The sequence below is a fragment of the Mitsuaria sp. 7 genome, assembly GCF_001653795.1.
Taxonomy (GTDB): domain Bacteria; phylum Pseudomonadota; class Gammaproteobacteria; order Burkholderiales; family Burkholderiaceae_C; genus Roseateles.
On sequence record NZ_CP011514.1, the window covers coordinates 667,281 to 693,214 of the forward strand.

25 protein-coding genes are annotated in these 25,934 nt (G+C 69.1%); 18 read left to right on the top strand and 7 right to left on the bottom strand.

From position 1 onward, the window contains the following. Positions 1 to 203: 203 nt before the first annotated feature. The gene (locus tag ABE85_RS02975; protein WP_067269915.1) at positions 204 to 2,165 is read left to right on the top strand and encodes an FTR1 family protein; all 1,962 of its coding nucleotides are present in this window, start codon (positions 204 to 206) and stop codon (positions 2,163 to 2,165) included. Between the two features lie 10 nt (positions 2,166 to 2,175). Here ABE85_RS02975 and ABE85_RS02980 read toward each other — a convergent pair whose 3' ends face one another. Beyond that, positions 2,176 to 3,132 carry a LysR substrate-binding domain-containing protein gene (locus tag ABE85_RS02980; protein ID WP_067269917.1) on the bottom strand — a complete coding sequence of 319 codons (957 nt, stop codon included), beginning with the start codon at positions 3,130 to 3,132 and terminating at the stop codon, positions 2,176 to 2,178. 142 nt (positions 3,133 to 3,274) lie between these two features. On the opposite strand from ABE85_RS02980, the gene ABE85_RS02985 reads away from it, so the two are divergent. From ABE85_RS02985 to ABE85_RS03000, 4 genes are all read left to right on the top strand, one after another. Further along, positions 3,275 to 3,820, top strand: a complete 546-nt coding sequence (locus tag ABE85_RS02985) for a YbaK/EbsC family protein (RefSeq protein ID WP_067281728.1) — start codon at positions 3,275 to 3,277, stop codon at positions 3,818 to 3,820. Further along, a complete protein-coding gene (locus ABE85_RS27315) occupies positions 3,817 to 4,083 on the top strand; it encodes a DUF1289 domain-containing protein (RefSeq protein ID WP_231993215.1) in 267 nt (88 codons plus the stop codon). The genes ABE85_RS02985 and ABE85_RS27315 overlap by 4 nt, the downstream gene beginning before the upstream one ends. An 11-nt stretch (positions 4,084 to 4,094) precedes the next feature. Continuing rightward, positions 4,095 to 4,736 carry a 2-hydroxychromene-2-carboxylate isomerase gene (locus tag ABE85_RS02995; protein WP_067269919.1) on the top strand — a complete coding sequence of 214 codons (642 nt, stop codon included), beginning with the start codon at positions 4,095 to 4,097 and terminating at the stop codon, positions 4,734 to 4,736. A gap of 255 nt (positions 4,737 to 4,991) precedes the next feature. Beyond that, positions 4,992 to 6,674: an MFS transporter gene (locus tag ABE85_RS03000; RefSeq protein WP_067269921.1), complete on the top strand. Its 1,683-nt coding sequence runs from the start codon at positions 4,992 to 4,994 to the stop codon at positions 6,672 to 6,674. Between the two features lie 105 nt (positions 6,675 to 6,779). Here the strand turns inward: ABE85_RS03000 and ABE85_RS03005 are convergent, their stop codons facing one another. Then, positions 6,780 to 7,682: a transglycosylase SLT domain-containing protein gene (locus ABE85_RS03005; protein ID WP_067269923.1), complete on the bottom strand. Its 903-nt coding sequence runs from the start codon at positions 7,680 to 7,682 to the stop codon at positions 6,780 to 6,782. Positions 7,683 to 7,916: 234 nt separating this feature from the next. Between ABE85_RS03005 and ABE85_RS03010 the strand changes: the two genes are divergently transcribed. The 4 genes from ABE85_RS03010 (at position 7,917) to ABE85_RS03030 (ending at position 9,657) form a co-directional block, all read left to right on the top strand. Continuing rightward, positions 7,917 to 8,375 carry a hypothetical protein gene (locus ABE85_RS03010; protein WP_067269925.1) on the top strand — a complete coding sequence of 153 codons (459 nt, stop codon included), beginning with the start codon at positions 7,917 to 7,919 and terminating at the stop codon, positions 8,373 to 8,375. A gap of 224 nt (positions 8,376 to 8,599) precedes the next feature. Continuing rightward, positions 8,600 to 8,953, top strand: coding sequence for a hypothetical protein (locus ABE85_RS03020; RefSeq protein ID WP_067269929.1), 354 nt, complete (start codon positions 8,600 to 8,602; stop codon positions 8,951 to 8,953). 36 nt (positions 8,954 to 8,989) lie between these two features. Next, positions 8,990 to 9,316 carry a hypothetical protein gene (locus ABE85_RS03025; protein ID WP_067269932.1) on the top strand — a complete coding sequence of 109 codons (327 nt, stop codon included), beginning with the start codon at positions 8,990 to 8,992 and terminating at the stop codon, positions 9,314 to 9,316. Between the two features lie 119 nt (positions 9,317 to 9,435). After that, positions 9,436 to 9,657 carry a hypothetical protein gene (locus tag ABE85_RS03030; RefSeq protein WP_067269934.1) on the top strand — a complete coding sequence of 74 codons (222 nt, stop codon included), beginning with the start codon at positions 9,436 to 9,438 and terminating at the stop codon, positions 9,655 to 9,657. 58 nt (positions 9,658 to 9,715) lie between these two features. Here ABE85_RS03030 and ABE85_RS03035 read toward each other — a convergent pair whose 3' ends face one another. Both ABE85_RS03035 and ABE85_RS03040 read right to left on the bottom strand, forming a co-directional pair. Then, a complete protein-coding gene (locus ABE85_RS03035; protein ID WP_197507185.1) occupies positions 9,716 to 11,269 on the bottom strand; it encodes an ATP-binding protein in 1,554 nt (517 codons plus the stop codon). A gap of 64 nt (positions 11,270 to 11,333) precedes the next feature. Then, positions 11,334 to 12,359: a GGDEF domain-containing protein gene (locus ABE85_RS03040; protein WP_067269938.1), complete on the bottom strand. Its 1,026-nt coding sequence runs from the start codon at positions 12,357 to 12,359 to the stop codon at positions 11,334 to 11,336. 186 nt (positions 12,360 to 12,545) lie between these two features. On the opposite strand from ABE85_RS03040, the gene ABE85_RS03045 reads away from it, so the two are divergent. Next, the gene (locus ABE85_RS03045) at positions 12,546 to 13,439 is read left to right on the top strand and encodes a DMT family transporter (RefSeq protein WP_067281735.1); all 894 of its coding nucleotides are present in this window, start codon (positions 12,546 to 12,548) and stop codon (positions 13,437 to 13,439) included. A 108-nt stretch (positions 13,440 to 13,547) separates the two neighbouring features. Further along, complete coding sequence (locus ABE85_RS03050; RefSeq protein WP_067269939.1) at positions 13,548 to 14,336, top strand: SDR family NAD(P)-dependent oxidoreductase; 789 nt, start codon at positions 13,548 to 13,550, stop codon at positions 14,334 to 14,336. Between the two features lie 47 nt (positions 14,337 to 14,383). Here the strand turns inward: ABE85_RS03050 and ABE85_RS03055 are convergent, their stop codons facing one another. After that, entirely contained in the window at positions 14,384 to 15,301 is a 918-nt protein-coding gene (locus tag ABE85_RS03055) for a DMT family transporter (protein ID WP_067269940.1), read from the bottom strand. A gap of 96 nt (positions 15,302 to 15,397) precedes the next feature. Between ABE85_RS03055 and ABE85_RS03060 the strand changes: the two genes are divergently transcribed. Next, entirely contained in the window at positions 15,398 to 16,381 is a 984-nt protein-coding gene (locus ABE85_RS03060; protein ID WP_067269942.1) for a quinone oxidoreductase, read from the top strand. On the opposite strand, the gene ABE85_RS03065 is transcribed toward ABE85_RS03060, so the two are convergent. Beyond that, the gene (locus ABE85_RS03065; protein ID WP_067269944.1) at positions 16,361 to 18,079 is read right to left on the bottom strand and encodes an ATP-binding protein; all 1,719 of its coding nucleotides are present in this window, start codon (positions 18,077 to 18,079) and stop codon (positions 16,361 to 16,363) included. The two genes, ABE85_RS03060 and ABE85_RS03065, sit on opposite strands and share 21 nt — an antisense overlap. A gap of 271 nt (positions 18,080 to 18,350) precedes the next feature. Continuing rightward, positions 18,351 to 18,848 carry a signal peptidase II gene (gene lspA, locus ABE85_RS03070; protein ID WP_067269945.1) on the bottom strand — a complete coding sequence of 166 codons (498 nt, stop codon included), beginning with the start codon at positions 18,846 to 18,848 and terminating at the stop codon, positions 18,351 to 18,353. A 158-nt stretch (positions 18,849 to 19,006) separates the two neighbouring features. On the opposite strand from lspA, the gene ABE85_RS03075 reads away from it, so the two are divergent. From ABE85_RS03075 to ABE85_RS03100, 6 genes are all read left to right on the top strand, one after another. Next, on the top strand, positions 19,007 to 20,425 hold the full coding sequence (locus ABE85_RS03075; protein ID WP_067269947.1) for a cache domain-containing protein: 1,419 nt from the start codon (positions 19,007 to 19,009) through the stop codon (positions 20,423 to 20,425). Further along, on the top strand, positions 20,422 to 21,069 hold the full coding sequence (locus tag ABE85_RS03080; RefSeq protein WP_067269949.1) for a response regulator transcription factor: 648 nt from the start codon (positions 20,422 to 20,424) through the stop codon (positions 21,067 to 21,069). Before ABE85_RS03075 ends, ABE85_RS03080 begins: the two co-directional genes overlap by 4 nt. A gap of 170 nt (positions 21,070 to 21,239) precedes the next feature. Then, positions 21,240 to 22,328 (top strand): hypothetical protein, encoded by a 1,089-nt coding sequence (locus ABE85_RS03085; protein WP_067269950.1) that lies wholly within the window; start codon positions 21,240 to 21,242, stop codon positions 22,326 to 22,328. Between the two features lie 152 nt (positions 22,329 to 22,480). Beyond that, a complete protein-coding gene (locus ABE85_RS03090; protein WP_067269952.1) occupies positions 22,481 to 24,559 on the top strand; it encodes a carbon starvation CstA family protein in 2,079 nt (692 codons plus the stop codon). Then, positions 24,552 to 24,800, top strand: a complete 249-nt coding sequence (locus tag ABE85_RS03095) for a YbdD/YjiX family protein (protein ID WP_067269954.1) — start codon at positions 24,552 to 24,554, stop codon at positions 24,798 to 24,800. Before ABE85_RS03090 ends, ABE85_RS03095 begins: the two co-directional genes overlap by 8 nt. Positions 24,801 to 24,982: 182 nt before the next feature. Further along, on the top strand, positions 24,983 to 25,804 hold the full coding sequence (locus tag ABE85_RS03100; RefSeq protein WP_067269956.1) for a hydroxypyruvate isomerase family protein: 822 nt from the start codon (positions 24,983 to 24,985) through the stop codon (positions 25,802 to 25,804). Positions 25,805 to 25,934: the final 130 nt, after the last annotated feature.

Here is a 25,934-nt window from a genome sequence, read left to right on the forward strand (position 1 = left end):
TCACTCGCCTCACTCGCCTCACTCGCCTCACGAAGATCCCGACGAAGACCCGCACGATCGCCCAGCCTTGCAAGCTTGCTGAAACCTTCCAGCGCCTCAGACGGCCATACTCGTGCTCCTGATGGCGGGGCGGCTCTCGAGCCCCCCGCTTGACGCATTCCTCGGGCCCGCACGGCGGGCCACTTTTTCGCTCGGGAACAACAATGAGTCTCACTCACGTCGATCCGCAGACCGCCCTCCGGATCGTGCGCAAGATCCTCACCGCGGGTCTGATCCTGCTCGGCCTGGCCTTCGGCGGCACGGCGAGGGCCGCGGAGGCCGACGTGCGGCGCGTGTGGCAGATCCTCGACTACCTCGCGGTCGACTACGCGGGCGCGGTGCAGGACGGCAAGATCGTCGCGCAGTCCGAGTACGACGAGATGCGGGAGTTCGCGCAGACCGCGCACGACAAGATCGCCGCGTTGGAGGACAAGCCCGAACGCGCGGCGCTGCTGCGCGAAAGCGAAGCCCTCCAGTCGGAGATCGCCGCCAAGTCCGATGTCGCGAAGGTCGGTGGCTTGGCCAAGGCCCTGGCCAATCACCTGATCGCGGTCTATCCGGTCCCGCTCGCACCGACCGCGCTGCCCGACCTGAAGCGGGGCGCCTCGGTCTACGCGGCGAACTGCGCTTCATGCCATGGCGCATCGGGCAACGGAGACGGTCCGTTGGCCAGGCAGCTCGATCCCCGGCCGATCGCTTTCACCAACCACGAGCGGGCGCGCCAGCGCAGCGTGTTCGCGCTGTACCAGGCGGCCAGCCAGGGGATCGCGGGAACGGCGATGCCGGCGTTCGGCCAACTCTCCGAGGAGGAGCGGTGGGCGGTGGCGATGTACCTGGGCACCTTCGCGCATGACGACAGGCAGCGCGAGCAGGGGCAGCAGCTCTGGAAGGAATCGGAGAAGGTGCGCGGCGAGGTGACCGGGATGGATCACTTCGTCCGCCTCACCGAAGCCGAACTCGCCGGCTCCCTCGGCGACGACCAGGCCGCCGCGACGATGGCCTACCTCCATGCGCATCCCGAGGCGCTTGCCGCGCCCCGAACGAACCGCCTCACGCTGGCGCGCGAGCGTCTGCATCAGAGCGCGGCCGCGTTCAAGGCGGGCAATCCCAAGGAGGCCGCCGAGCTCGCGTTGTCCTCTTATCTCGACGGCGTCGAACCCTACGAACAGGCGCTCGCAGCGCGTGAAGGCGCGTTGAAGGACCAGATCGAAGTGGCCATGGGCCAGTACCGTTCGCTGATCGCCGCCAAGGCCCCGGTGCAGGAAGTCGAAGCGGCCGCCGCCCGCATCGACGGGCTGTTCAATGACGCCGACCATGTGCTGGCAGCCTCCGGCGCCGATGCGACCGCGGCGTTCTTCGGCAGCCTGACGATCCTCCTGCGCGAGGGCATCGAGGCGCTGCTGGTCGTCGTCGCGATGATCGCGTTCCTGCGGCAGGCCGAGCGTCCGGACGTGCTGCCGTACGTGCATGCCGGCTGGATAGGCGCACTGGCCGCGGGCGGCGTCACCTGGGCCATCGCGACCTACGCGGTCGCGATCAGCGGCGCCAACCGCGAAGTGACGGAAGGGCTGTCCAGCCTCTTCGCCGCCGTCGTTCTTCTGAGCGTCGGCGTCTGGATGCATCAGAAGAGCGTGGCCGGCCAATGGCAGGCCTACCTGCGCGAGCGCATGTCCGCGGCGCTGGACCGCCGATCGGCCTTCTTCATGTTCGGCCTGGCCTTCGTGGCGGTCTACCGCGAGGTGTTCGAGACCATCCTGTTCTACGCGGCGCTGTGGGGCCAGGGCAATGACGGCGCGATCCTGGCGGGCCTGGGCGTGGGCGTGCTTTGCCTCGTGGTCATCACGGTGCTCCTGCTGCGCTACAGCGCCCGGCTACCGATCGGGAAGTTCTTCTCCATCAGCTCGTGGCTGGTGGCCATCCTGGCGGTCGTCCTGACGGGCAAGGGCGTGGCCGCGCTCCAGGAAGCGGGCTGGATCGCCCCGAGCGCCTTGTCCTCGCCGCGCCTGGAGGTGCTGGGCATCTATCCGTCCGTGATCGGCCTGACCGCGCAGGGCGTGGTGCTGCTGCTCGTGCTGGGCTTCTTCCTGCGCAATGCCAGATCGAAGCCCGCGAGCGCGGGCCGATGAGCGGAGCCTTTCAAACCGACAGCGTCGCCGGCCACTGCCCGGTCAGCACCAGCTCGCGGATGACCTCGTCGACGAGGTCGCTCACGGCGCGCGCCGCGGGTCCCGGCGAGCGCGTCAGCGCGAAGCAGCTGCAGATGGTCCGCCGGATCTCGGGATCGCGGATCACGGCCTGGCGCAGCTGACCCTGACGCAGTTCCTCGCTGACTGAACCCGGCGAGAGGATCGTGTACGCGAGGCCCGCGGCAACGGCGGTCTTCACCGCGGGCAGCGAGTCGATCTCGGCCACCACGTCGAGCACCACACCGTTCGCCCGGCAGGCCGCATCGATGATGCGGCGCAGGCCGTGTTCGGTGTTGGGCAGGATCATCGGCAGGCGGCTCAGCTCGCGCAGCGAGACCTCGCGCGGCATCGGCGGAATCGACGGCATCCCGGCGCCGGCGGCACCCGCAGCACCTGCCGCACCGACCAGGACCAGTTGTTCCGTCAGCAACTGCCGCTGCGACAACCACGGCTCCTGGCGGTCCTCGAAGAGGATGCTGAGTTCCAGCCGCCCCGCCTGCAGCCATTCGCGCAGGAAGCCGCTGTGGCTCTCGACGATGCGCAGCCGAACGAGCGGCAGCCGCGTGCGCACGAGCCGCAGCAGCGGCACCGTCGCCGCCAGCGCGACCGTCGTGGGCAGGCCGAGGATCACGTCGCCGGTGAGCTGCTGTCCTTCGGTCTGGACCGAGGCCTTGGCGGCCTCGAGTTCCGCCAGCACCTTGCGCGCATGCTCGACGAAACGGCGGCCGTTGTCGGTCAGCGCCATGCCGCGGCTGGAACGGACGAACAGCGTCGCACCGAGTTCCTCCTCCAACGCGACGATGTGCTGGCCGAGCGCGGGCTGCGCGAGGTGCAGCAGCTTGGACGCCTTCAGCAGGCTGCCGGCGTCGGCGACGCCGATCAGGTACCTCAGCTGGCGCAGTTCCACGACTTGATCTCCGGTGATGCGGGACGTCCCCGTCGGGACGGCGACCTTCGCACCATACCTTCGCGCCGCCGCGCCGTGCGCGGGCTGCGGTCTTGCGACGATGCGCCCATCGCGCATCAGGGGTCTTGGCACAATGCGCGGCATGAGCGACACGACTTCCCCCGAGACTTCCCCTGAGATTTCCGCAGCGCCCGACAGCGCCCGTCCCGACGGTTTCCTCCGTGTGAGCGCTGCGCTGCGCGCGCTGTCCCACGAACACGAGCCGCGCTGGCTCGAGGTCTCGGCCCGCAGTTCGCAGGAGGCGGCCGACGCCCTCGGCGTCGCGCTGGGGCAGATCGCCAAGAGCGTCGTGTTCAAGCGCAAGTCCGACGGCGCCGCCGTGCTGGTGATCGCCTCCGGCGACAAGCGCGTCGACGAGCGCAAGCTCGAAGCCCACACCGGCAAGCTCGGCCGCGCCGATGCCGACTACGTGAAGGCCAGCACCGGCTTCTCGATCGGCGGCGTGTCGCCGCTGGGCTTCCAGCCGGCGGAGCAGGGCGCGCTTCCGAGGCTGTTCATCGATCAGGAGCTGTTCCGCTTCGACGCGATCTGGGCCGCGGCCGGTCATCCGAACGGGGTGTTCCTGATGTCGCCGCAGCAACTGGTCGCGCTGACCGGCGCGCCGGTGATCGAGGTGGCCCAGTCGTGAGCGCTTCGACCTTGACCCCTGTCACCGCCGACAACGTCGCACGCACGCCGGAAGGCCGCGTCGCCTCGCCTTGCATCAACATCTGCAAGATGCACGAGCCCACCGCGCTGTGCCGCGGCTGCGCGCGCACCATCCCGGAGATCGCAGGCTGGAGCAAGTCCGACGACGAGTCGCGGATCCGTCTGCTCAACCTGTTGCCCGAACGACGCGCGCTGCTGATCGCGCACGGCGCGCTCGCCACCGAGCCGCTACCCAAGGCCTGAACGGAGCGACGATGGTCACGATCGATTTCTACTTCGACCCGATCTCGCCCTACGCGGCGCTCGCCTTCGAGCGCTTGCCCGAGGCGCTCGCCGGTCGCAGCGTCGCGGTCCGGTACGTGCCCATCCTCTTCGGCGCGATGCTGAAGTCGCTCGACAACAAGGGCCCCGCGGAGATCCCCGGCAAGCGCGACTGGACCTACCGCCAGGTGTCGTGGCTCGGCCACCGGCTCGGCGTGCCGCTGGACCTGCCGGCGGCGCACCCGTTCAATCCGCTGCCCCTGCTGCGCTTGCTGTGGGCCACCGCGCCGACGGGGCAGACGCCGGGTCGCTACGCGGTCGAGCGCGTCTTCCACCACGTCTGGCGCGGCGGCCTGGATGCGGCGGACCCGCAGCGGCTCGTCGAGCTGACGGCGGACCTCGCGCCGACGCACGACCCCGCCTCGGCCGAGGTCAAGGCCGCGCTGCGCGAGGCCACCGACGCCGCCGTCGCGCGCGGCGTCTTCGGCGTGCCGACGATGGCCGTCGACGACAAGCTGTTCTGGGGCCTCGATGCGATCGACATGCTGACCGGCTACCTCGATGGCGACGCATGGTTCGACGGTCCCGCGTGGGAGGCCGCGCGGACCTTGCCGGTCGGCGTGCGGCGCGGCTGAGCGCGAGAGGTCGCCGAGCGGTTGCCGAGAGGTGCGCGGCGTCGTTTTCCCCTCGAATGTCGCCGTAGGGACATACCCTCTGCTGCGGCGCACAGGGACCGAAATTCCGCATCGAGAAATCCGAAGCGAGGGTTGCACCCGGGTTTGTCAGCCAGAGGCAAGCAAGTCGTCAGAAACGGGTCAGAGCGCGCTCGGATAGTCGCGCCCCAAGGGCCATCGGTCGATGGCTCTGGGAAATCCCGAGGAGACAATCCCATGGCAACTGCAAGCGCAGTGACCACCAATGCGCCGATGACGGCCGAAGAGAAGAAGGTCATCTTCGCCTCTTCGCTGGGCACGGTGTTCGAGTGGTACGACTTCTACCTGTACGGCTCGCTCGCCGCGATCATCGGCAAGCAGTTCTTCACCGGACTGGATCCGACAGCCCAGTTCATCGCGTCGCTGATGGCGTTCGCGGCGGGCTTCATCGTGCGTCCGTTCGGCGCGCTGGTGTTCGGCCGTCTGGGCGACATGATCGGCCGCAAGTACACCTTCCTGGTGACCATCCTGATCATGGGCCTGTCGACGTTCATCGTCGGCGTGCTGCCCACCTACGACACCATCGGTCCCGCCGCGGCGGTGATCCTGGTCGGCCTGCGCCTGCTGCAAGGCCTGGCACTGGGCGGTGAATACGGCGGCGCCGCGACCTACGTCGCCGAGCACGCTCCGCACGGCAAGCGCGGTGCGTACACCTCGTGGATCCAGACCACGGCGACGCTGGGCCTGTTCCTGTCGCTGATCGTCATCCTGGGCACCCGCACGGCGCTCGGCGAGGCGACCTTCGCGCAGTGGGGCTGGCGCATCCCGTTCATCGTGTCCATCCTGCTGCTGGCCATCAGCGTGTGGATCCGGCTGTCGATGAACGAGTCGCCCGCCTTCCAGAAGATGAAGTCCGAAGGCAAGACCTCCAAGGCGCCGCTGTCCGAATCCTTCGGCCAGTGGAAGAACCTGAAGGTCGTGCTGCTGGCGCTGTTCGGCCTGGTGGCCGGCCAGGGCGTGGTCTGGTACACGGGCCAGTTCTACGCGCTGTTCTTCCTGCAGAGCGTGGTCAAGGTCGATCCGGCCGCGGCCAACATCATGGTGGCCGTCGCGCTGCTGATCGGCACGCCGTTCTTCGTCGTGTTCGGCACGCTGTCCGACAAGATCGGCCGCAAGCCGATCATCATGGCGGGCCTGCTGCTGGCGATCCTGACCTACTTCCCGCTGTTCAAGGCGCTGACCAACGCGGCCAACCCGGATCTGGCGAAGGCCCAGGCGACCGCGCAGATCACGCTGACGACGGATCCGGCGCAGTGCTCGTTCCAGGGCAGCCCGATCGCGCGTGACGTGGACTTCGTGACGCCTTGCGACATCGCCAAGCGCGCCCTGGCGCAAGCCGCGGCGAACTACGAGACCCTGCCCGGCGCGGCCGGCAGCGGCACGCTGAAGATCGGCGACAAGGTCATCGAGGCGCCGAGCGCCACGCTGACCGCCGGCGGCCACAAGTTCGACGAGGACAGCGCGAAGAAGATCGCCGCGTTCAAGAAGGACCTGGGCGATGCGATGAAGGCGGCGGGCTACCCGGCCAAGGCCGACCCGGCCAAGGTCAACACGCCGCTGGTGATCGCGATCCTCGCGGTGCTGGTGCTGTACGTGACCATGGTCTACGGCCCGATCGCCGCGATGCTGGTGGAGCTGTTCCCGACGCGGATCCGCTACACCTCGATGAGCCTCCCGTACCACATCGGCAACGGCTGGTTCGGCGGTCTGCTGCCCTCCATCAGCTTCGCGATGGTGGCGCAGAACGGCAACATCTATCACGGCCTCTGGTACCCGATCGGCATCGCCGCGCTCACCCTGGTGATCGGCCTGCTGTTCGTCCGCGAGACCAAGGACGTGGACATCTACGCCCGCGACTGAGCGAGAGCGCAAGCACGACGGCATCGGCGCTCCGGCGCTGATGCCGCCAACGACAAGGGCGGCCTCTAGGCCGCCCTTGTTCCTTTCCGCGCTTCAGTCTCAGCTTCAGCCGGCGGCCTTCATCTGCTGCGCCTTCGCCAGTACCGAGGACGCGTACTCGGTGGCCTTGATCTCGCGGCCGTAGGAGTCGGTCGCTCCCGGGGTCCAGTTGTCGCCGCCGTTGTACTTCTGCAGCATGTTGGTGGCGTCGCCGCCCTTGTCCGCGAGGATCACGCCGGCCATCGCGACCTGGTCCTTCGGATCGTTGTGGTCGTAGGCGTGTCCCATCTTTTCCTGGAACTTGCCGGCGTACGCCTGACGCGTGCCGGGCTCGACCTGCATCAGGCCGTCGGCCACGCTCTTACTCTTGCCATTCTTCAGGCCTTCGCCGAACTCACTCTCCTGCGACATCTGCGCGGCCAGGATGTAGGGATCGACGCCCGTCTTCTTGCCGGCCTCCTGGCAGTCCTTCCACAGCTCCGCCGGCATGCCCGCGGGGGCCTTGCCGCCGCCGCTGGTGGAGGAGACGTCACCCACGTTCGACGGCGCAGCGGCGTTGGACACCGGCGGGGCATAGGTCGGCTGCTGTGCCTGATAAGCGTTGTTGGGCTGGTAGGCGTTGGAGGGACCTTGCGGGTCGCCGGCGCCCGGTGCGCCTTGGGGACCACCGACTCCCTGCGGTGCGCCTGCGCCCGAGGCACTGGACGGTCCACCGGCCGCCGACGGGCTGCCGCCTCCGCCTCCACCACCGCCTTGCGCGCCTTGCTGCTGCTGTTGCAGCGTCTTCATGATCTCGTTGATCAGGAGGTTGAGGATCTGGAGGATCACCTCGGTCAGTTTGGCCTGGATCTCGGCGGCGCCGCCCGGCCCTTGCGACAGGCCCTGGAGGCCTCCCGCCTGGCCGAGGGAATCGAGGCCGCCCAGGCCACCCAGGCCTCCGAGCGGTTGGGTCTGGAAGCTCACGGACATGGCAGGTCTCCTTCTGGGGTTGCTGACGACAAAAGGCCATCTTGGGCACTCGTGAGCGCGCCGTCGGCCAGATCCGAAGCGGCGTCCGGAATCGCGAAGACATGGGGAAGACATCGGGCCGACGGGCGCCGGCCCCGCTGCTTCGCGTCGAGGGCGAAAGCTTCGCGATGCGCGCCGCCGTCGCCTCGGCCGCATGCAAGGCTAGTCCAGAGCGGCCATCCTGAGCACCCCACCATGTACCTGCAGTCCCCGCCTTCCTTCGACAGCAACGCCCCGTTCGATCCCATGTCGGGCAGCGGGGGCGGGTTCCCTTCCGTGTTCATCGCGCCGGAGGCGTCCTGGACCGGACGGCGCATCCTCTCGGCCTGTCTGCTGCTCGCGTGCCGGATCGGCCGCCACGACGAGGCCGCGCCGATCGCCGCGGCGCTCGCACTGGAACTGGGCGACGAGCGGGCGGTCAAGGTGCTGATGGCGGTGGGCGCGCTGCTGGGCGGGGATGCCTCGGTCGGCCGCGCCGAGCTGGCAAGGGAACAGCATTCCGGCGAGGCCGACGCGGCCACGCTGGTGTTCGCGATGGTCGACCGGCTGGCGGGCGGCCAGCACGAGTGGCAGCCGCTGGTCCAGCGGGTGCTGTCCACCAGCAGCGATCCGACGTGGCGCGCGATCGCTTATGCGATCGAGCAGATCGGCTGAAATCAGCGGCAGCGCATGACGGGGGGCGGCGCTGTTCGCGCCTTTGCCCTCTGCCGCGACAGCGGGTGCGCGGACCGGATCGATGAAGGGTCTTCCCTGAAGTCAAGGTCTGACCCTGTTCGTCGAGAATCGCGAACACTGGTCGAATTCATGGCGCACGCCCGGCAGGATGTGCTCTACCTCATCTCCGAACTTCGATGGCTGGCCGAGATGTTGAAATTCCAATGACGAATCAACAACGCCTTGTCGACGCCCAGCAGAAGATCTGCGAAGACTACGGCGCGCCGTATGTCCTGTGTGACATGAACCTCAAGGTGGGTATAGCGAGGAATGTCCGGACCGGAATGGTGCCGATCAACGGATTGCGTGTCGCCATTGAAGGCGGTACGTGTGGGTGGTACATCTGGGCCGGCGAAGATTGGTCTGATGATGAGAATTTCTTCGTGCCCCTTCACGCAGGACATCTGGAGGAATGGGCTCCCATCGTCCTTCCCTATCTGGGCCTGGCACCCGGGTGGCGTTTCCTCCTGACCGACTCGTATCGGGATGTGTGGCACGACGAGACCTTGGTTCTTTGAGTTGGTGGAAGGGCCGCGAAGCCCACCTGATCCTTGATGATGAACGAGACCGAATACCAGCGTGTTGACGCTCGATTCCGACGAGTTTTTGACCGCTATGCTGCGCAACTTTCTGAAGAGAGCCAGACGAACATCTGCCATTTTCTCGAGGTTGCCGAGATTGAGATGGCCTGCGAGTCGTTTGTGCTTTCCCTGCTTGAGGAGGAAATCCAGCTGTCCGTCGACGTGAAGCGAGAGCTTTTGGATCTGGCGCTTGGATTGCAGCTCGACAGGGAATCGGTCTTTCGCTCAGACTTCTGGCAACTCGCCAGCACCGCCTTCGCGTCCGCCTCCACCTCTACACGACGCCTTCCGCTTTCCTGAACACGCTGCACAAGGAAAGCCAGGCGCATCAGCCAGCCTGCTGTCAGGCTTGCTTCCCACAATGGCTTCCGACCCGGTCAGTCTGTCGCGACCGGCAACCTCAAGAGGATCTCGGAATCATGTGGAAAATCGTCGTTGGATTCATCGTCTTCGCTGCCATCGCGCTGTTCGTGCTGATGAAGAGCGGCGGCAACATCGACCTCACGGGCGAGAAGCACGATGTGACCGGCGGTCACGTGGACCAGGCCGCGAGCGATGCGGCCTCGGCGGCGATGGCGGCGGCTTCCGCGGCGCTGCCGGCTGAAGCGGCCTCCGTGGCCGCGTCGGGCGCGTCGCAGTAAGCAGCGGCCCCAGCGGGATCTTCCGCGACGCAGCAGGCGTCGCGGAGCCGGGGACCGGTCAACCGATCCGGTCCTCGCTGGCCGCGCGCAGCGGCGCGTCGACCGGCAAGCGCATCATCATCCACGTGCCTTCGCCGGGGCGCGAGATCACCTCGATCTGACCGCCCAGCACGTTCGTCACGATGTTGTGCACGATGTGCATGCCCAGGCCCGAGCCGCCCTTGCCGAGCTTGGTCGTGAAGAAGGGATCGAAGATCCGACGCACGATCGACGCGTCCATCCCGAGACCGTTGTCGTCGACGCAGAGCTCCACCATCGCGTCGTCGAGCCGGTGGCAGCTCACCCGCACCTCGCCCTCCGTCTCGCCTTCGAAGGCGTGGACGAGCGTGTTCATCAAGAGGTTGGTCAAGACCTGACCCAGTGCGCCGGGGTAGCTGCTCATGCGCAGCGCCGGCTGAAGGTCGGTGACGATGCGGAAGGGCGTGTGCTTGAAGCTCGGCTCGACCATCACGAGCACGTCCTCCACCACCTGCGCGAGCTCGAAGTCGCGCCGCGTGTCGCTGGTCTGGTCGATGGCGACCTGCTTGAAGTCCCGCACCAGGTCCGCCGCCTTCTGCACGTTGCGATGCAGGATGTCCTGGCCGCGCCGCGTGTCCTTGACGAGTTCCTCGAGCTGGCTGCGCCGCATCGGCGTGTTGTCCGTCAGCATGCGGTCGAGCTTGCCCCAGCGGTCCTCGAGCGCCGACACCACCGTGAGCGCGTTGCCCAGCGGCGTGTTCAGCTCGTGCGCGACACCGGCGACCAGCCGGCCGAGCGAGGCCAGCTTCTCCGACTCGACCAGCTCGCGCTGCGCGGTCTTGAGGTTGGCCAGCGCCTGCGTGAGCTCGGCATTGGATTCGGTCAACTGCGCGGTGCGCTGCGTCACCTGGTCCTCGAGCGTGCTGGCATGACCCCGCAGGTCGTCGAAGGCCTTCAGTAGCGCGAGCCGCATCCGCTCCATCGCCTTGCCGACGCGGGCGATCTCGTCCTCGCCGACCAAGGCCAGCGGCTTGTCGAGCTGCCCCGACGCGAGTTCGTCCGCCGCCTCGGACAGGCGGGCCATCGGGCGCAGCACGCGGCGCTGCATCACGACGAGGATCAGCGCCAGCGACACCGTCAGCGTCAGCAGGCTGCGCCACAGCGCGTTCCAGAGGTCGTCGCGCTTGCGCGCCATCAGCGGCTCGGCGCTCATGACGACGGTGAGCTTGGCGATCTCGCGGCCGTCGCGCAGCACGGGACGCGTCTCGCTGAGCGTCATCGCGTCGTCCGGCGTGCCGCGGTGGAACTCGACGAAGGCCTGCTGCGCGGCGTTCTCGGTGACGACCACGGAGACGAAGCGCGGATCGTCGACCTGCGCCTTCACCATCGGCTCGGCCAGGTCGGGCGAGACCTGCCAGATCGGCTCGGCCAGCGACAGCGCCAGCACCTCCGACACGCGCGACAGGTCGCGCTGCAGGTCCTCCATCACGACGCGGCGGCTCAACTGCTGCTCGTACAGCAGCACGCCGCCCGTCGGCAGGGCCAGGCCCGCCACCAGCGCCAGGATCACGGCGCTGCGCAAAGAAGTCTTCATCAGGGCCACGTCCATCCCTCTCAACCCTTGTGACGACGGATTATGCGGGTCGACGGTGACGGCCTCATGCGGCGAAACGCTCATCCGCCGCCAGCACGGTCACGCGGTTGCGACCCTGCGCGCGCGATGCCTGCAGCGCCTGGTCGGCGCGGCCGATGAAGTCCCGCGCGCTGTCCCCCTGGCCGAGCTGCGTGACGCCCACCGACAGGCTGAGGCGCCGCTCGGCATCCACGTGCAGTTGCCCGACGCCGTGGCGCAGCTGCTCGGCGAGGGTGTAGGCCTCGTGAAGACCGGCGCCGGGGATGAGCAGCGCGAACTCGTCGTCCTCGATGCGTGCGGCGACGTGGTGGCTCTGGGCGATGCTGCGCACCGTGTTGGCGACCTGCTGCAGCGTGTCGTTCAGGCGCGCTTCGCCGAGGCGCTCGCGCAGCGCGGGGAAGTCGTCGATGTCGCCCAGCAGCAGGCAGGGCGCCGTCGGCGATCCGGCGTCGGGACTCTGCAGGCAGTCCGCCAGCGCGCGGTCGAAGCCGCGACGGTTGCTCAATCCCGTCAACGGATCCAGCAGCGCCTCGCTGCGCGCGCGGTGGACCTCCTGCCGGAGCGAGGCGACTTCCTGGCGGCTCGCTTCCAGCCTGGCCATCAGGCCGTGGACCGCGTGGCCCATGTCCTGCGTGCCTTGCAGCGCGGTCGCCAGCACCTGGACGTGCTGTCCCGGCGCCGCGGCGCGCAGCGAGCGCTCCCAGCCCTGCAGCGCCCGCGCGTACTGCTGCACCTGCTGGCCCGCCTGGTCGGTGCAGTCGGACACGCCGCGCAGCACGTCGCCGACGTCCTGCGCCAGCGTGACGGCCATCTGCTCGTCCAGCTCGGCGATGTGCTTGCGGTAGAGCGCCCAGGTCTGCGGCTCGTCCAGCGTCGCGCCGTCCTGGGTCAGGCCCATCAACTCGCGGCTGAGCGCGCCGTTCATCGCGGTCACGTGCTCGTACCAGACGGCATACGTGACCGGATGCAGCGCGGCGCGCTGTCTGGACATCAGCGGCAAGGCGGTGCGCAGCGCTTGTGCGCTGGCGGCAATGCTCTCGGTGTACCTCATCGGCAGGGTCCCTCGCAGGTCCGGAACCTGTCGCTCCCGTCGGCGCGCGGTCCCTTGTCATTTCCTTTTCCCCACTACCACCGTCCGCTTCGAGGCGGCAGGCGCCTCCGGACTTCGGCCTCATGGGGCCAGGTCTTGAGGGGGCCGCCGCATATGGGCGGTGAGGGTCGCAACTATTCACGCAGCATGGGACAGGGGAAGGGACACGCCCGCCAAGACCGAGCGGAAGCCGGCGGCGCGATCGGGTTCTCCGGCAAGGCCATCATCGTCAAGCTCGCCTATCGCCACGGCGTCGACGCCGTCACGCTGCTGATGCTGCGCATGCTGCTCGCACTGCCGCTGTTCCTGCTGCTGGCCTGGTGGGCCGGCCGCGGCAAGCCGCCGCTCACCGGACGCGAGAAGCTCGCGGTGCTCGGCCTGGGCTTCAGCGGCTACTACCTCGCGAGCTTCCTCGACTTCGCCGGCCTGGCCTATGTCAGCGCGAGCTTCGAGCGGCTCATCCTGTATCTCAACCCGACCATCSTGCTGCTGCTCTCGTGGGCGATGTTCGGACGCCGCGTTTCGCTGCGCCAGGCGGGCGCGCTGGCGGTCAGCTACGCCGGCGTGCTGCTGGTCTTCGGCCACGAGCTGCAGGTCGCCGGCGCCAACGTGTGGCTGGGCGGCGCCCTCGTCTTCGGCAGCGCGGTGGCCTATGCGCTCTACCTCGTCTACAGCGGCGAATGGGTCAAGCGCCTCGGCGCCATGCGGCTCACGGGGCTGGCGACCTCGGTCGCCTGCGGCTTCTGCATCGCGCAGTTCCTGCTGTTGCGGCCGGTGTCGGGGCTGGCCGACCTCGCGCCGGCCGTGTGGTGGCTGTCGGCGCTGAATGCGCTGGCCTGCACCTTCGCGCCGGTGCTGATGGTCATGATGGCGATCGAGCGCATGGGGGCGGGTGTCGCCGCGCAGACGGGCATGGTCGGTCCCATGTCCACGATACTGATGGGCGTGCTGATCCTCGACGAGCCGCTGACCGGCTGGGTCGTCGCGGGCACGGTGCTGGTGCTGGGCGGCGTGTGGCTGCTCGCGCGCCAGCGGCGCTGACGCGCCGACACCTCTTGCTCCCTCTCCCGCTTGCGGGAGAGGGCAGGGGTGAGGGCCAGCGGCCGTGGCAGTGCGCAAGCCCTCTTGCAATTGAGAACGGAGATCGACATGGACTTGGGACTGACGGGCAAGTGGGCCCTGGTGTGCGCGGCCTCGAAGGGCCTGGGCGCGGGCTGCGCCGAGGCGCTGGCGGCCGAAGGCGTCAACGTGGTGATCACCGCGCGTGGTGAAGAGGCGCTGCAGGCGCAGGCCGCGAAGCTGCGCGGCATCAATCCGGCGGTGCAGGTCGTGGCCGTGGCCGGCGACATCACCACCGAAGCCGGCCGCGCCGCCGCGCTGGCCGCCGCGCCGCAGGTGGACATCCTGATCAACAACGCCGGCGGCCCGCCGCCGGGCGATTTCCGCGACTGGGAACGCGAACAGTGGCTCGCCGCGCTGGAGGCCAACATGCTGACGCCGATCGCGCTGATCAAGGCGACCGTGGACCAGATGGCCGGCCGCGGCTTCGGACGCATCGTCAACATCACGTCGGGCGCGGTGAAGGCGCCCATCGACGTGCTGGGCCTGTCCAACGGCGCGCGTTCCGGGCTGACCGGTTTCGTCGCCGGCATCGCACGCCAGTCGCGCATCGCCGGCCGCAACGTGACGATCAACAACCTGCTGCCCGGCGCCTTCGACACCGAGCGCCTGCAGAAGACCATGGCCGCCGGCGCGCAGAAGTCCGGCCAGCCGGTCGACGACGTGCGCGCCAAGCGCATGGGCGCGATCCCGGCGCAACGCTTCGGCAGCGCGGCGGAGTTCGGCGCGATCTGCGCGCTGATGTGCTCGTCGCATGCGGGCTACCTGACCGGGCAGAACATCCTGCTGGACGGCGGGTCGTACCCCGGCACGTTCTGATCGACGGCGCCGGCTTCGCGAGACCGGCGTTGCCCCTCGCCGAGCGTTCAGCGCTTGGCTGAGGAGACCAGGATCCCTGCCGCGATCAGCGCGAAGGCCGCGCCGTGGAACCACGCCGGCCATTCGCCCAGCAGCGCGGCCGACATCAGCGCCGCGAAGACCGGCGTGAGGTTGCCGAAAAACGCGGCCAGCGTCGGCCCCGCCTGGGCGACGCCCAGTCCCCAGCATCGGTAGGCGATGAGCGAGGGCCCGATCGCGACGTAGACCAGCGCCGCCACCAGCGGCCAGCCCCATTGCACCGACGGCACGCCGACGGCCTGCTCCACGCCCGCGGAGACCCAGCCGAAGGTCAGTCCGAACAGCATCTGCGCCATCAGCAGCGCGGACCAGTTCCAATCGGGCCGACGCTCGCCCTGCATGTGCGCGGGCGGTCGCGCCAGCAGCCAGCTGTAGAAGGCCCAGCTCAGCACGGCCAGCAGCATCAGCACGTCGCCGACGACGAACTGCACCTGCGTCAGGCGCTCCAGGTGGCCGCGCGAGATCACGAGCGCCACGCCCGCCAGCGAGAGCACCGCGCCGGCGAGCTGTCGGCGCGTCGGCCACACGCGGTAGAGCAGGGCGCCGACAGCCAGCATCCAGACCGGCAGGCTCGCGGCGATCAGCGTCACGTTCAATGCCGTGGAGCTGTGCAACGCCTGGTACTGCAGCGCGTTGTAGCAGCCCATGCCCAGCACGCCGGTCAGCGCGAAGTAGCCCCAACGGGCGCGCAGCGGGGTCAGGTCTTGCAGCAGCGCGCGCGCCGGCCGCGCGATCAGCACCAGCAGCACGAAGGCCAGCGTCCAGCGCGTCGCGTTGAGCAGCAGCGGCGGCACCAGCGCTCCGACCGAGCGCCCGACGACCGCGTTGCCCGCCCATAGCAGCGGCGGCAGCGTCAGCATCAGGGCCAATCGTGGGGTCAAGGTCATTGCGGCGATGCGCCGGAGTCGCGAGACTGGCACGATAGCCCCGATCGACGCGTCGGGCGACGCGCGAGCGACATCCACCCCTTGAGGAGAACCCTGATGAGCGACAGAGCCGTGCGCATCTCGCAACCCGGCGGACCGGAGGTCCTGACGATCGAATCCGTCGAGGTCGGCGACCCGGGCCCCGGCGAGATCCGCATCCGCCACGCGGCCTGCGGCCTCAACTACATCGACATCTACCACCGCAGCGGCGTCTATCCGCTGCCGCTGCCGACCGGCCTCGGCATGGAGGGCGCCGGCCTCATCGAGGCGGTGGGCGAGGGCGTGACCCATCTGAAGGTCGGCGACCGCGCCGCGTACGCGAGCCAGCCGATCGGCGCCTACGCGACCGCGCGCGTGATGCCCGCGAAGTGCGTCGTGAAGCTGCCGGACTTCCTCAGCTTCGAGCAGGGCGCGTCGATGATGCTCAAGGGCATGACGGTGCAGTACCTGCTGCAGCGCACGCTGCCGCAGGGCGGCCTTCAAGCCGGCGACCACGTGCTCTTCCACGCCGCGGCCGGCGGCGTCGGGCTGATCGCCTGCCAATGGGCGAAGGCACTCGGACTGAGGCTGATCGGCACCGCCGGCAGCGACGCGAAATGCCAGCTCGCGCTGGACCACGGCGCGGAGTTCGCGATCAACTACTCGACGGAGAACTTCGCCGATCGCGTCAAGGAGATCACCGGCGGCCAGGGCGTGAAGGTCGTCTATGACTCGGTCGGCGCGTCGACCTGGGAAGGCTCGCTCGCGAGCCTGCGGCCCTTCGGCCTGATGGTCAGCTTCGGCAACGCGTCCGGCGTGGTGCCGCCGATCTCGCTGAAGGCGCTGTCGGCGTCGGGGCTCTACCTGACGCGGCCGTCGCTGTTCGTCCATCTCTCGTCGCTCGAGGCGACGCAGGACATCTCAGGGGCCTTGTTCCAGGCCGTCGAGCGCGGTGCGGTGAAGATCGAGGTCGAACAGCGTTATCCGTTCGACGAGGTCCAGCGCGCCCATCGCGAGCTGGAAGCCCGCACGACGACAGGCTCAGGCGTGCTGCTGGTTTGAGCCCGAGGAGGCGAGCGGCGGATCCAGGTCGGCCGCCACCGTCTCCGCGTCCAGCATCGCGTCGTTGGCGCTGTCGTCGGTGACGATGCGCCGCGGCGCGGGCAGGTCGTCGAGGTCGGCGGGCACGGTGTCGGCGCCGAAGTCCGTGGCCGGTTCGCCGTCGAGGGACCCCGCCGTCGTCTCGTGCACGTCGACATCGACGGTCTCGGTGCGCAGCACCTCGTCCAGCACCAGCGGCTGCGAGACCTTGACTTCGAAGCTGAAGCAGGAGCCGGCGCCGGGCTGGCTCTCCACCTGCACCTCGCCGCCCATCAGCTCCACCAGGCGCTTCACGATGGTCAAGCCCAGGCCGGTGCCGCCGTAGCGGCGCGTGATGCTGCCGTCGGCCTGCGTGAAGGGGCTGAAGATCTGCGCGATCTGCTCGCGCGTCATGCCGATGCCGGTGTCGTGCACCGCGATGCGCAGGCGCAGCGGACCCGCATGGGCCGGCTCGTCGCCGCCTGCGTCCACGCGCTGGATGTCGACGCGCACCTCGCCCTTCTCGGTGAACTTCAAGGCGTTGCCGACCAGGTTCACCATGATCTGGCGCAGCCGCAGCGCATCGCCCAGCAGATGCTGCGGCACGCCCGGCTGGACGCGCGCATGCAGCTGCAGGCCCTTCTCGTGCGCCTGCAGCAGCAGCGGATGCAGCGCCTCGCGCAGGCAGTCGTGCAGGCTGAACGGCGCCTGGTCGATGATCACGCGGCCGGCCTCGATCTTGGCGATGTCCAGCAGGTCGTTGATGATGACCATCAGGCCCTTGGCCGAGCTGTGCGCGAGCTCGATGAACTTGCGCTGGCGCTCGTTGAGCTCGGTCTGCAGGACCAGCTCGGTCAGGCCCAGCACGCCGTTCATCGGCGTGCGGATCTCGTGGCTCATGTTGGCCAGGAAGGAACTCTTGGCCTGGCTCGCCGCCTCGGCGGCTTCGCGCGCGGCCTCGAGCTGCGCCTGCGTGGCCTTGAAGTCGCCGATGTCGCGCGCGTTGAGCTGCAGCACGACCTCGCCGCTGACCGGGTCGCGCATCGGGCGCGCATCGACGGCGTGCCAGCGGCGGCCGTTGGCGGTGTTGATCTCCAGCTCGGCGCCGAAGGTCTGGCCGCCGCGCACCTGCGCGACGATGCGACGCGCGAGGTCGGGCTCCGGGAAGATCGCGCTGAAATCGGTGGCGCCTATGGTCTTGCGCAGACCGTTGAAGCACATCGCCGCGGCGGGGTTGCGCATCAGCACGCTGCCGTCGCGCAGCGAGAACACCGCGATCCGCACGGAGGTGTGCTGCAAGGCCTCGACGCCGCGCAGCAGGCTCTTGTCGACGCCGCTGACCAGCGAGTCCGCCGCGAACAGCATCACCTGGCGCTTGTCGGGCGTGCGGATGCCGCGGGAGACCAGCATCACCGTCGCCGGCTGGCCTTTGGGATAGAGCGTCCATTGCTCGCGCACGAGCTTGCCCTGCGTGTGATCGGCGGCGGTCACGGCCAGCCGCTCGGCCACCGAGGGGCTCATGTCGCTGAGGTCGCGGGAGAGGAATTCCTCGGCGCTGTCGGCCCGCCAGAAACCCAGCGCGGCGGCATTGGCCCAGAGGTTGCGCTGACGCTCCTGGTCGTACACCCACATGGGCACATCGAGCCAGTCATAGTGGGTCAGGCAGGAGAAGTCGAGCATGGGAGCGTGGCCCTGTTCGGCCCTGTTCTTGGTTACGTTTGGTCGCAGCGGATTGTCGCCGTCGCCCGTGTCCTGTCCATGGCCGCGATGTCCACTTCGTCACGTCGAAGGCCCACGCGTGCCGGGCCGCCCGCGCCCGCGTGACGGCCTCCCTCCTCAGTGCAAAGGCTACGCAGACGGGCGTGCGAAAGCCAGCCCCGTTTCCCCGGGGGAACCCTAGTGGCGAGGGGCGTGCAGGGTGTCGAAGGGCGCGCTCCCGCGCGCCCGGTGCTCAGCCGCGCTTGACGCGGCGCAGCTCGTCCCAGATCAGCAGCACGGCGCCGATCGTGATGGCGCTGTCGGCGATGTTGAAGGACGGGTAGTACCAGCCGGCCCAGTGCAGCTGGATGAAGTCGACGACGTAGCCGTGCAGCAGCCGGTCGACGATGTTGCCCACCGCGCCGCCCAGGATCAGGCTGAGCGCCCAGGCGAACTGCGTCTGGTGGCCGTGGCGGCGCAGCATCCAGACGATGAAGATGGTCGCGACCACCCCGAGTCCGACGAAGAACCAGCGCTGCCAGCCCGACGCGCCCGCCAGGAAGCTGAACGCCGCGCCGGTGTTGTGGACCCGCACCAGGTTGAAGAAGGGCAGCACGTAGTGGCTGTCCCCGTACTGGAAGCTGTGCAGGATCAGGACCTTGGTGAACTGATCGGCCACGATGACCAGCAGGGCGATCGCCAGCCACTGGATGAGGCGGTTGTTCGAGGCGGACGGGGACTTGGTGGCCATGGATGCTGCGGGAAGGGGGCTGCGTGACGGGACGTCGGGCGGAACCCGCAACTGTAGCGCCCGCCGAGGCCCGGCCGTGCGGCTAGAGTGCGGGCCGGGGAAGCCGCCATCGTTGCGCTTCCGATGATGACCGGATGGTGAGAGCGGATGACGACCCGATGAGACTGCGCCTGAAGATCCTGCTACTGGCGCTGCTGCCGCTGGTCGCCTCGCTGCTGCTGATCGCGGTGGCGGTGCGCCAGCAGGAGCGCGAGCTGCTCGCCCGCGAGCACGAAGCCGTGCAGCGCGCCTACATGGACGCGCGCCGCGACGAACTGCGCCACTACGTCGAGCTGGCGGTCAGCACGCTGCAGCCGCTGTACGAGCGCTCGCCCGCGCTCGCCGCCCGGACGACCGACGCCGATGTCGAACGCGACAAGCGCGAGGCGCTGCGGCTGCTGTCCTCGCTGGACTACGGCGAGGACGGCTACTTCTTCGTCTACGACCTGCAGGGCAGGGTGCTGATGCACTCCCGCCAGCCGGAACTGCTCGGTCGCGATCTCTGGGGGCTGCGCGATCCGCTGGGCCGGCCGACGATCCAGCAACTGGTCGAGCAGGCCCGGGCCGGCGGCGGCTATGTCGAGTACCTCTGGCGCAAGCCCTCCAGCGGCGAGATGGCGCCCAAGCTGGGTTACGTCGTCGCGATGGAGCGCTGGAACTGGATGCTGGGCACGGGCCTGTACCTGGACGGCATCCGCGCGACGCTGGAGCAGCTCGACCGCGAGGCGCAGGCCAACATCGCGCGGACCATGTGGGGCATCGCGGCGATCGCGGTGTTCGGCGTCGCGTTGATCAGCGCGTCCGCGCTGGCCTTGAACCTCAGCGAACACCGCCAGTCGGAGGCCCGGTTGCGCGCGCTGGCGCACGAGGTGGTGCGCTCGCAGGAGGACGAGCGCGCGCACCTCTCGCGCGAGCTGCATGACGGCGTCAGCCAGACGCTGGTGTCGACCAAGCTGCTGATCGAATCGGCGCAGCAGGCGGGCTCGACCGCGCTGCTGCCGCGCGCGCTCGAGCGCCTCAACGCGAGCCTGAGCGAGGTGCGCGGCCTGTCGCACCGGCTTCGCCCCGCGCTGCTCGACACGCTGGGACTGCCGGCGGCGCTGGCGCATCTCGCGCGCGAGTTCGACGAGGCCGGCTCGGTGCCTGTGGCCATGAGCGTCTCCGGCTCGCCGCGCGAGCTGCCGGAACTGCTCAACACGGTGCTGTTCCGCGTCGCCCAGGAGGCCTTGACCAACGTCGCCAAGCACGCCGGCGCGGCGCGCGTGGAGATGGCGCTCGAGTTCGCGCCGGAGGCAGCCCGCGGCGATGCCGGCGCGGTGCTGCTGCGCGTCCTGGACGACGGCGCGGGTTTCGATCCCGCCGATGCGGAACGCGCCGATCCCAGCCAGGGCATCGGCCTGCGCAACATGCGTGAACGCATGGCCTCGGTCGGCGGGGTGCTGGACCTGCAGTCCAGCCCGGGCCACGGCACGCAGGTCGAGGCCGTGGTGCCCGCGTCGGCGATCAGCCGCCTGGCGCGCGACAATCCCGTGCCATGAGTGCCGACCTTTCCTCCGTCCGGATCCTGCTGGTGGACGACCATCCGCTGGTGCGCGAGGGCGTGCGCTCGCGGCTGCAGGGCGAGGCGCGCTACCTCGTCGTCGGGGAGGCCGGCACCGCGGAGGAGGCGATGATGATGCTGATCGCCACGCAGCCTCAGGTGGTGCTGCTGGACGTCGGCCTGAAGGGGCACAACGGCATCCAGCTCGCGCAGACGATGCTGGAACGCGTGCCCGATCTCCGCGTCCTGATGTACAGCATGTATGACAACCCCGAATACGTGCAGCGCGCCTTGCAGGCCGGCGCGCGGGGCTATGTGCTCAAGGATGCGCCGGCGGGGGAGATCGTCGCCGCGATCGACGCCGTCGCGGCCGGCGGCACCTTCCTCAGCCCGGGCGTCTCCAAGCGGATGTTCCGCAGCCAGCAGCCGCGGCCCATCCTCTCGCCGCGCGAGAGCGAGATTCTCTCCGCGCTGGCCCGCGGCGAATCCAGCAAGCAGATCGCCAGGACGCTCGACCTGTCCGTGAGGACCGTCGAGACCCACCGGCAGAACATCAAGCGCAAGCTCGACCTGGAAGGCCAGGCGGAACTGATCCGCTACGCCGTGGAGCACGCGCGCGGACTGCATCGCGATCCTGTCTGACGGACCCTGACGGGCGCTGACGGGCGCTGACGCTGGGGGGCGCTGTACGGGGCACCCGAAGGCGCAGACCGTGAAACCGGCACGGCGCAGGCGCCGACAGAGGGGACCTCCTGCCGACCTGCCGCGCCATGTTGTCCTCTGCGTCCGGTGCTTCCAGAAGCCCCTCTTCGATGCCGCCCGACCAGCGGCTCGCTGTCCTGCGCTCGTCCGCCTCGTCCGCCTCGTCCGTTGTCGCGGAGGCCGGTCCTGCGCCCTCTCTTGCGGCTCACCGCTGGCTGGCCGAACTCGAAGGGCCGGAGACCTGGGTGTCGACGGACCGGCCCGATCACCATGCGGCATTCCTCTTCGACATCAGCGTCTGCCTGCAGGGGATGGGCCTCTTTCCGGCCGGCATGGGCCCGCTGGTCAGCTGGGCGTTCTTCGACCGGTGCAAGGAGGGCCGCGTCCTGATGGCGCAGGATCCGGACGCAGGGTCCACCGCGTGCCGCCGTCCCTGGCTCTGCGGATTCTTCGCGTACGACGGCAGCGCGCACATCGGCCTCGGCGAAGTGCGCGAGGTCGGCGGCGAGGCCCATCCGGTGATGCGGATCAGCCGGCCGTTGTGGGCCAGCCTGGTGTTCGAACTGGCGGCCGAGGCGGCCCGACGCTGTCACGAATCCTGCGGACAGACGGCGCCGGACTGTTGTCGCGACGGCATCGCGTTGCGGGCGGGTCTGGTCCTGCAATTGCGATGCGAGCCGGCGCTCGCCGAACGGCTGGCGATGCAGCATCCGCTGGCGCGACGCTTCGTGCCGCCGCCCTTGTCCGCCGACACGGCGGAGTCGAACCGTCAGGCCGCCTTCGAGAAATTGGGGAAGAAGTCCCGGGGCTCCGACTACCGGTCCCCGATCGATCTCATGCGCGTGATGTTCTCGAACGACGACCTGCGCGAGAAGGCGCTGCGCTGCAACAACCTCGAACGCGTGGCCCGCGCGCTCAGCGTCAGCCCGACGGCGCTACGAGCCGCATTCAACGCCGAATGTGTGGGACGGCCGATGACGATGCTTGGTGCGCAGTGTCTGCATCCGGAACTGGTCCGCGGCGTTTCCGGCGCTCCGCGTGCCGGGATCTCGGAGGCGCGGGCGTGGCGGGCCGCCACCGCCATGGCCATGTTCGAGCGGGGTGAGGACCTGGCGGACGCCTTGAGTCGCGGGATCGTGCGGATGGGGGCGGTGAAGGCCACGCGGTGGGAGCCACCGGGGAGCAACGGTGGGGTCTGAGGGTTGACCCTTACGTGCTCCCACGTCCCGGACCTAGTCCGTGCAACGGATGTGAAAAACGTCACAGGAACGGAAACTGCCGCCGCAAGACAGCCCGCGCGTGTCGTCGTCCTTCGTGGCCGCCGGGCGCGCGACGATAAAAGGAGACATCGATGTCGAACATGAGTCGCCACCTCGCCTGGGCGGGCGTGGCCATCCTCGGGGCCTTCGCCCTGGCCACCGTCGCCCTGGCGAACGGTGAAGCCGTCAGTGCACTGTGGGTCGTCGTCGCGGCGATCTGCGTGTACCTGATCGGCTACCGCTACTACAGCCTGTTCCTGGCCACGAAGGTGCTGGGCCTGGACCCCACCCGCAAGACCCCCGCCTGGAAGCACAACGACGGCCTGGACTTCGTCCCGACCCACAAGTACGTGCTCTACGGCCACCACTTCGCCGCGATCGCCGGCGCCGGCCCGCTGGTCGGTCCGGTGCTGGCCGCGCAGATGGGCTACCTGCCGGGTCTGCTGTGGATCCTGGCCGGCGTGATCTTCGCCGGCGCGGTGCAGGACTTCATCGTGCTGTTCATCTCGACGCGTCGCGACGGCCGCTCGCTGGGCGACCTCGTCAAGCAGGAGATGGGCACGGTGCCCGGCGTGATCGCGCTGTTCGGCGCGTTCATGATCATGATCATCATCCTGGCGGTGCTCGCGCTGATCGTGGTGAAGGCACTGGCGGGTTCGCCCTGGGGCACCTTCACCGTGGCGGCGACCATCCCGGTCGCGCTGTTCATGGGCGTGTACCTGAGATTCATCCGTCCGGGCCGCATCGGCGAGGTCTCCATCATCGGCTTCGTGCTGCTGATGCTGGCCATCATCGGCGGCCAGTGGGTGCATGAGAGTCCCGCGTGGGCGCCGCTGTTCACGTACGACGGCAAGGCGCTGACGTGGATGCTGATCGGCTACGGCTTCGTTGCCGCGAGCATCCCGGTGTGGCTGCTGCTCGCGCCGCGCGACTACCTGTCCACCTTCCTGAAGATCGGCACGATCATCGCGCTGGCCATCGGCATCGTGATCGTCGCCCCGCCGCTGCAGATGCCGGCGTTCACGCAGTTCGCGGCCGGCAACGGCCCGGTGTGGTCGGGCAACCTGTTCCCCTTCCTGTTCATCACGATCGCCTGCGGCGCGGTGTCGGGCTTCCACGCGCTGATCAGCTCGGGCACGACGCCCAAGATGCTGGACAACGAGGTCAATGCGCGCTTCATCGGCTACGGCGGCATGCTGGCCGAGTCCTTCGTCGCGGTGATGGCGCTGGTGGCGGCCTCGTGCATCGAGCCGGGCGTCTACTTCGCGATGAACAGCCCGGCCGCGCTGGTGGGCACGACGCCCGACCAGGTGGCGGCGACGCTGTCCACCTGGGGCTTCGTGATCACGCCGGAGATGCTGGTGCAGACGGCCAAGGACGTGGGCGAGAACACCATCCTCGCGCGTGCCGGCGGCGCGCCGACGCTGGCGGTGGGCATGGCCCACATCCTGCACCAGGTGGTCGGCGGCAAGGCGATGATGGCCTTCTGGTACCACTTCGCGATCCTGTTCGAGGCGCTGTTCATCCTGACCGCCGTCGACGCGGGCACGCGCGCTGGCCGCTTCATGCTGCAGGACCTGCTGGGCACCTTCGTCCCGGCGCTCAAGCGCACCGAGTCGCTCCCGGCCAACCTGATCGCCACGGGCCTGTGCGTGGCGGCGTGGGGTTACTTCCTGTACCAGGGCGTGGTGGATCCGCTGGGCGGCATCAACACGCTGTGGCCGCTGTTCGGCATCGCCAACCAGATGCTGGCCGCGGTGGCGCTGCTGCTGGGCACGGTGGTGCTGTTCAAGATGAAGAAGGACCGCTACGCCTGGACGACCATCCTGCCGGCCGCCTGGCTGCTGGTCTGCACGATGACGGCGGGCTGGCTGAAGATCTTCAGCGACGATCCCAAGGTGGGCTTCCTGGCGCATGCCGGGAAGTACGCGGACTCGCTGGCGGCGGGCAAGGTGCTGGCGCCGGCCAAGAGCCTGGAGGCGATGGAGCGGGTGATCTTCAACGACCGGCTGGATGCGGCGCTGTGCGCGCTCTTCATGTTCGTGGTCGTGAGCGTGCTCGTCTACAGCGTGAAGGCGGTGCTGAAGGCGCGCGCCGAGCGCAAGCCGTCGGTGCACGAGACGCCGTTCGAGCGCATGCCGGAAGGCGTGACGGTGGGTGGTCATGCTTAAGCAGGCGGCCGAGGTCGCGGCGCAGGCGGCGCAAGCTGCGTTGTCGACCGCGTCCGACGTCCTGCAGGCGGGTCGCTACATGGCGCGCGGCGTGCGGCAGCAACTGATCGGCGCGGACTACGGCGCCTATCTGGAGCACACGGCCCGCACGCACCCGGACCAGACGCCGCTGAGCTACGAGGCCTTCTTCCGTGAACGGCAGGAGGCCCGCTACAGCTCCCGCACCGGCCGCTGCTGCTGAGCATCGGTGGAGATGGCGCGAGGTCGCCCGGGGCCGGCGGAGTGGCCGAGCCCCGGACTGACTTGGGGCGCCGTCTGTTCGAGCGCAGCGAACCGCAGGTGAGCGGAGCGAGTTGGCGCCCCGGCTCGGCCACTCCGCCGGCCCCGGGCGACCTTGCGCCGGGCTCGGTGACACTACGTCCCATGCCCCGCTTCGCCGCCAACCTGAGTTTCCTGTACCAGGAGCTGCCGTTCCTCGACCGCTTCGAGGCTGCGGCGCGGGATGGTTTCACGGGCGTGGAGTGCCTGTTCCCCTACGACGTCCCTGCCTCCGAGCTGCGTGCCCGCGCGGAGGGTCAGGGCTTGCGCGTGGTGCTGATGAATGCCCCGGCGGGTGATTGGGCGGCGGGGGAACGCGGCCTGGCGTCGGTCGAGGGCCGGGGAGCGGACTTCCGTGATGGCATCGAGCGCGCGCTCGCGTATGCCTCGACGGTCGCAGTGCCGCGCGTGCATGTGCTTGCCGGCCTGCTGCCCGCCGGGAGTGATCGCGACGCGGCGATGGCACGCTACGAAGAGCGGCTGCATTGGGCGGCGGCGCGGGCCGCGAGCGCCGGGATCGGGCTGACGATCGAGCCCATCAACCCGCACGACATGCCCGGTTACCTGCTTCAGCGGCAGGACGAGGCGCACGCCATCGTCGAGCGCCTCGGCTCTGTCAACCTGAAGGTCCAGATGGACCTGTACCACTGTGAGCGCGTCGAGGGCGACGTGGTCGCGCAGGTGCGCCTATACCTGCCGACGGGCCGCGTCGGTCATTGCCAGATCGCGGGCGTGCCGGACCGGCATGAGCCGGACGAGGGTTCACTCGACTGGCGAGGGGCGCTGGCCGCGATCGACGAGATGGCGGCGACGAGTGGATGGGACGGCTGGATCGGCTGTGAGTATCGACCTCGGCGCGGCGCAGTGCCCGGAGGCACCAGCGCGGGCCTCGGCTGGTTGATCCCGACTCGACGGGAAAACGCCTGACGCGGGTTGCCCCCGCCATCTACTGAGCGGCTCCATTTCAAGCGAGGAGTCGCGGTGAGAGATTGTCGAGGGGGCAGCGTGGCCCCCGCGCTGAGGCTGGTGTTCGCCTGTATCGGCGGCCTGTGCATCG

Excerpts from the sequence above, each read along its gene's own strand:
- ABE85_RS03085 (WP_067269950.1), top strand. The coding sequence starts at position 21,240 with ATGCCGCCCGACCAGCGGCTCGCTGTCCTGCGCTCGTCCGCCTCGTCC.
- ABE85_RS02975 (WP_067269915.1), top strand. The coding sequence starts at position 204 with ATGAGTCTCACTCACGTCGATCCGCAGACCGCCCTCCGGATCGTGCGC.
- ABE85_RS03100 (WP_067269956.1), top strand. The coding sequence starts at position 24,983 with ATGCCCCGCTTCGCCGCCAACCTGAGTTTCCTGTACCAGGAGCTGCCG.
- ABE85_RS03000 (WP_067269921.1), top strand. The coding sequence starts at position 4,992 with ATGGCAACTGCAAGCGCAGTGACCACCAATGCGCCGATGACGGCCGAA.
- ABE85_RS03020 (WP_067269929.1), top strand. The coding sequence starts at position 8,600 with ATGACGAATCAACAACGCCTTGTCGACGCCCAGCAGAAGATCTGCGAA.
- ABE85_RS03080 (WP_067269949.1), top strand. The coding sequence starts at position 20,422 with ATGAGTGCCGACCTTTCCTCCGTCCGGATCCTGCTGGTGGACGACCAT.
- ABE85_RS03055 (WP_067269940.1), bottom strand. The coding sequence starts at position 15,301 with ATGACCTTGACCCCACGATTGGCCCTGATGCTGACGCTGCCGCCGCTG.
- ABE85_RS03075 (WP_067269947.1), top strand. The coding sequence starts at position 19,007 with ATGAGACTGCGCCTGAAGATCCTGCTACTGGCGCTGCTGCCGCTGGTC.
- ABE85_RS03050 (WP_067269939.1), top strand. The coding sequence starts at position 13,548 with ATGGACTTGGGACTGACGGGCAAGTGGGCCCTGGTGTGCGCGGCCTCG.
- ABE85_RS03095 (WP_067269954.1), top strand. The coding sequence starts at position 24,552 with ATGCTTAAGCAGGCGGCCGAGGTCGCGGCGCAGGCGGCGCAAGCTGCG.
- ABE85_RS03065 (WP_067269944.1), bottom strand. The coding sequence starts at position 18,079 with ATGCTCGACTTCTCCTGCCTGACCCACTATGACTGGCTCGATGTGCCC.
- ABE85_RS03040 (WP_067269938.1), bottom strand. The coding sequence starts at position 12,359 with ATGAGGTACACCGAGAGCATTGCCGCCAGCGCACAAGCGCTGCGCACC.
- ABE85_RS03005 (WP_067269923.1), bottom strand. The coding sequence starts at position 7,682 with ATGTCCGTGAGCTTCCAGACCCAACCGCTCGGAGGCCTGGGTGGCCTG.
- ABE85_RS02995 (WP_067269919.1), top strand. The coding sequence starts at position 4,095 with ATGGTCACGATCGATTTCTACTTCGACCCGATCTCGCCCTACGCGGCG.
- ABE85_RS03090 (WP_067269952.1), top strand. The coding sequence starts at position 22,481 with ATGTCGAACATGAGTCGCCACCTCGCCTGGGCGGGCGTGGCCATCCTC.
- ABE85_RS03060 (WP_067269942.1), top strand. The coding sequence starts at position 15,398 with ATGAGCGACAGAGCCGTGCGCATCTCGCAACCCGGCGGACCGGAGGTC.
- ABE85_RS02985 (WP_067281728.1), top strand. The coding sequence starts at position 3,275 with ATGAGCGACACGACTTCCCCCGAGACTTCCCCTGAGATTTCCGCAGCG.
- ABE85_RS03035 (WP_197507185.1), bottom strand. The coding sequence starts at position 11,269 with ATGAAGACTTCTTTGCGCAGCGCCGTGATCCTGGCGCTGGTGGCGGGC.
- ABE85_RS03010 (WP_067269925.1), top strand. The coding sequence starts at position 7,917 with ATGTACCTGCAGTCCCCGCCTTCCTTCGACAGCAACGCCCCGTTCGAT.
- ABE85_RS03030 (WP_067269934.1), top strand. The coding sequence starts at position 9,436 with ATGTGGAAAATCGTCGTTGGATTCATCGTCTTCGCTGCCATCGCGCTG.
- lspA (WP_067269945.1), bottom strand. The coding sequence starts at position 18,848 with ATGGCCACCAAGTCCCCGTCCGCCTCGAACAACCGCCTCATCCAGTGG.
- ABE85_RS03025 (WP_067269932.1), top strand. The coding sequence starts at position 8,990 with ATGATGAACGAGACCGAATACCAGCGTGTTGACGCTCGATTCCGACGA.